At 64.6% G+C, this 3,591-nt stretch carries 1 protein-coding gene; it reads left to right on the top strand.

The genetic code is table 11. The features are described from left to right. The first annotated feature begins 457 nt into the window (after positions 1–457). A complete protein-coding gene (locus WMK75_RS18600; RefSeq protein ID WP_347269067.1) occupies positions 458–3,253 on the top strand; it encodes a LamG-like jellyroll fold domain-containing protein in 2,796 nt (931 codons plus the stop codon). Positions 3,254–3,591: the final 338 nt, after the last annotated feature.

The following is a 3,591-nucleotide window of genomic DNA, read 5'->3' as shown; positions in this document are numbered from 1 at the left end:
GGCAACGCCTACGCCAACAACGTCGGGTGGCGCCTCGACTATCAGATCGCGACCCCCGGCATCGCCGCCACCGCCCGACGAGCGCAGATCTATCGCGAACGGAAATTCTCGGACCACGCGCCGCTAATCATCGATTACGACTTCGCGCTCTAGGGAAGCGCTGATCCAAAGCCCCTTTCGCGCTGATGTTCGCGACGCTCGCCGTGCCTGGGATTCACGGAGCGCACGCCAATGCTGCCTGGGCGCTGCCTGCCGAGCTTGGCGCGCTGCGCGGCACCGGTAACCGCCGGATCGATGCTGCTTGAATGCAACGTAGAGCAGGGGGTCGACTGCGACGCGGTCGGCACATGACACATGTCAACGACCTCGCGTGGCGAAGTCCATAGCCTAATCAAGGACAAAAGCGCCGCGCGGTGCATATCGTCGGCGGCTGCTGAAACCGGGCTCGGAGGTTGCTGTGGGTGACTCTGTTTCGACTGGATGGTGCTGGCGAGTATGGCCGCAACTGGCCTGCGCCGTTATCTCCGCCACGATGGCCGCGCTTGCCGCCGCGCAACCTATCGCGCACTGGCCGGCAGAAGGCAACGCGCTCGATGCCATCGGTACCCATCATGGCAACTTGCACAACAGCACGACGTTTGCTGCAGGTATCACGGGCCAGGCGTTCAGCCTCAACGGCGTCAACGATTACGTGTCGATCCCGGCGTTCGGCATGTCCGGTGACTGGACGATCGAGGGCTGGATGAACCCGTCGCTGTGCAGCGACGGCATTGCCTGCCCGCTGCTCAACCGCGGCACGTTGACCGTTGGTTACTGGCAGACCGGTGGTTCCCAGCGCACGCGCTTCGGGCTCTACATTTACGACGGTGGACCGGCGGGTATTTCCCTGTTCAGCAGCCGCAGGGGCTTTGCGCTGAACGAATGGCACTACCTTGCGATCACCCGTGCCGGCGACACCTTCTCGCTCTACGTCGATGGGGTACTGGAAAACCAGCAGACAGTCGCCGGTGCCACGACCAGCTACCTGGCAAGCGACTTCTATTTGGGCTACTGGCCGTACGGGGGCATTTGTCCGGTTGGCTGCACCGTCACCAACACGGGCGGCCGCATCGACGAGGTCAAGGTTTGGGATCGGGCGCTGTCGGCGAGCGAGGTCGCAGCGGCAGCACGCGCCGGCGTTGCCAGCTCCGGCGCGCTGGCGCTTGCGGTCAATGCCAACCCGGTGGCGGCCGGTGAGCCGATGGTGTTGACGGCGTCACCCCCGGCCAACAGCACGGGCGGCAGCGTCACCTTCGTCGTCAACGGCGAGGTGTGGTGCGACCGCGTAGCCGTGGCGTCGGGCAAAGCGGCGTGCACCATCAGCTATCCTGCCGCAGGAGCCTACAGCGCGTGGGCAATCTGGTCAGGCAGTGGCGGCAATCTGCCGGCAGCGAGCGTGCCGATTGCCGTGACGGTTGGCGGGCCGGCCGTTGCACTCGATGTTTGTACTGCCTGCCCGCACACCACGATCCAGAGCGCTGTCGATGCGGCACCGGCTGCCAGCGTGGCGACGATCCGTGTCGCACAGGGCACCTACAGCGAAAAGGTCACCATTCCCGAAGGACGGCGCTACCTGCTTCGAGGCGGATGGACGCAGGATTTCTCGTCACGCAGCAACGATCCATCGACGACTGTTATCACCTTGCCGGTGCCAGGAATTGTTGTCGTCAAAGCCATTGCCGGGCAAAACGTCGCGCTGAACCTGGATGGTTTTCGCGTCACCGGCGGTAGCGGTGACAGCTATGAAATCGGCATGGGGGTGACCGCCGCGGCCAACGGCGGTGGTGTCGTTGACCTCACGCTGGACAATTGCCTGATCGACAACAACAGCGCTGGCCACGGTTATGGCGCGGGTGTGGGCGCCCAAGCGCATGGTGCTGGCAGCGTGCTCAACCTCACACTCAACCGCGTTCGCGTGGTGCACAACACCATCACCTTCTACGCCGGCGCCGGGCTTTACTTGGCTGCCGACAACGCCGCCGTGCTCAATGCACAGCTGACGAACACGCTGGTCGCCCGCAACACCGCGATGTACGGCGCCGGCTTTTATGTTGCGGCAGCCGCGCCTGATGGCTACGGCGGCTTGATCAATCCGGGCACGGTCAACCTGTCGCTGCTGAACGGTACGGTGACGGCCAACCACGCCTTCCAGTACAGCTACTACGGGGGTGGCTATGGCGGCGGCATGTCGGTGGACGGACTGATCGGCACCGTCAACATCACGGCAAAGAATTCAATCGTGTATGGCAACACCGCGACCAACCCCGCAGCGACCGACTTTTATCTCGATCACCGTGCCGCCGGCCAATTGACTATCGATGCCACGTTCTCCGACATCGGGACGATCTACAACGAGCCGGCGTCACCGGCCACCGTTACGCTGGGCAGCGGTACCATCAGCAGTGATCCCTTGTTTGTCAGCCCGGCAGTGGACAACTTCCGGCCCCAGGGTGGTTCACCCGTGGTCGACACCGGCACCGCGAGCGGCGCGCCATCGGGCGATCTTGATGGCGCGCCAAGGCCAGTGGGCTCCGGCATCGATATGGGTGCCTATGAAATCGACGCGACGCCGGACGCGATCAGCTTTGCGGCGCAGACCGCTGTCCCGCTTGAAAGCTGGATTGAATCCGCCAGTGCAACGGTCAGCGGTATCACCGTGCCGGTCGCGGTCTCGACAACGGGCGGTGAATACGCCGTTTCGACCGATGCCGGTACATCGTGGAGCGCGTGGAGCGCAGCCGCCGGCAGCGTGTCTGCGGGGGATTTGATCAAGCTGCGCGTGCTGTCATCCATGAGCTATTACGATGTATCGTCAGCGGCAGTGCGGCTTGGCAGCGTCAATGCGAGCTTCGCTGCGACCACGCTGAGCGGCTCGCTTGACATTGACCAGGATGGCAGCTTCGACGCGGCGACTGACGGTGTACTGGTGTTGCGCTATCTGTTCGGCCTCCGTGGTGACGCGCTCGTCGCCGGCGCAGTCGGCGCCAATGCGCAACGCTCGGACGCCACCGCGATCGTGGCCTATCTCGATCGCCTGCGCCTGCAGCTAGACGTTGATGCTGACGGCAGCGCGCTTGCCTTGACCGACGGTCTGCTCGTCTTGCGCCATGTGCTGGGGCTGCGCGACAGCTCCCTGGTCAACGCGGCGACAGGTAGCGGCGCCACGCGCGACGCGGCCGGCATCGACGCCGCGATCGGGCGCATGCGACCGTAGGCGGGTTGCGCCAGCACGCTGCCCGCAGGTACAGCCTGCGCCAAGCCCGCTGCATGCTTCGTTACGCGACCATCACCCGTCACATACGTTCAGAAAAACCGCTGCGTTGCGGCGATCAAGTCCGGGTCGACGCACTCGCTGAGCAGGGGCAGATGTTCGGCGTGCTGCGTGGCGACCCATCTACCCCACGCGCGGGCTGAATCCGAACGTGCGCGGCCCCTGAACTGCTCGCGTGCTGGAGCAATGATGAACAAGCCCCCGGCACCTACTCGACGGTCACCGACTTCGCGAGGTTGCGCGGCTTGTCGACATCGGTGCCGCGTGCGGTGGCCGTGTGG

Source organism: Paracoccus sp. (in: a-proteobacteria) (assembly GCF_039808215.1).
In the GTDB taxonomy this organism is placed as follows: domain Bacteria; phylum Pseudomonadota; class Alphaproteobacteria; order Rhodobacterales; family Rhodobacteraceae; genus Paracoccus.
Note: the sequence above shows the minus strand (reverse complement) of the source record. Positions and strands in the feature narration are given on the sequence as shown.